Origin of the sequence: Agrobacterium sp. MCAB5 (genome assembly GCF_052114365.1) — a bacterium.
In the GTDB taxonomy this organism is placed as follows: Bacteria; Pseudomonadota; Alphaproteobacteria; order Rhizobiales; family Rhizobiaceae; genus Agrobacterium; species Agrobacterium tumefaciens.
This window is the reverse complement of the sequence record NZ_JBFREP010000192.1, coordinates 1-525: the sequence shown is the minus strand read 5'-3', so window position 1 is coordinate 525 and position 525 is coordinate 1. Positions and strand designations below refer to the sequence as shown.

The following is a 525-nucleotide window of genomic DNA, read 5'->3' as shown; positions in this document are numbered from 1 at the left end:
AGGTCGGTGAGGAATTGCGCGAATGGCTGGCAGACCGCGCCACCGTTGGCCGCACCGTACCGAAGGGCTTTCCGCGTAGCGGGAAATTTGGCGGGTAACAGCTGAAAGACGTCCCGAGCGATTACTCGGGACGTCTTTGATGGTCGCTGTTTCAGGACTTGGCGAGCGTTCTTAGCGCAACGTGGTATTTGCGCATCGCAATCCGCGCGTGTTCGAGCTGCCGATTAAAATCTCCCGTCAGTTCTTCATCAAGACCACCGGCAGCACGCAATTCAAGCATGTTGCCGTATACACTTAGATCAAGAACGTCGCCTGTCTTCCATCCAAGCCGTTCAAGCATATCCTTTGGTATAACAATACCAGCGGCTTCGCCAATCTCGCAAATCGTTGCTTTCATTTGAAGTACTCCAAAGTTTAAATGGAGTTTAGCATACGGTTTTGACTGTTTGGCGAACTATTCTTCTACCGTAGGCTTATAAACCTCCCACCCGCGCGGTGTCAGATGCTCCTGCGGGTGGTAGCGCG

Annotated in this window: 1 protein-coding gene; it reads right to left on the bottom strand. The window is 52.8% G+C overall.

The genetic code is table 11. The features are described from left to right. Positions 1–151 precede the first annotated feature (151 nt). Positions 152–397, bottom strand: a complete 246-nt coding sequence (locus tag AB4Z23_RS28165) for an AbrB/MazE/SpoVT family DNA-binding domain-containing protein (RefSeq protein ID WP_065661138.1) — start codon at positions 395–397, stop codon at positions 152–154. Between the last annotated feature and the right edge of the window lie 128 nt (positions 398–525).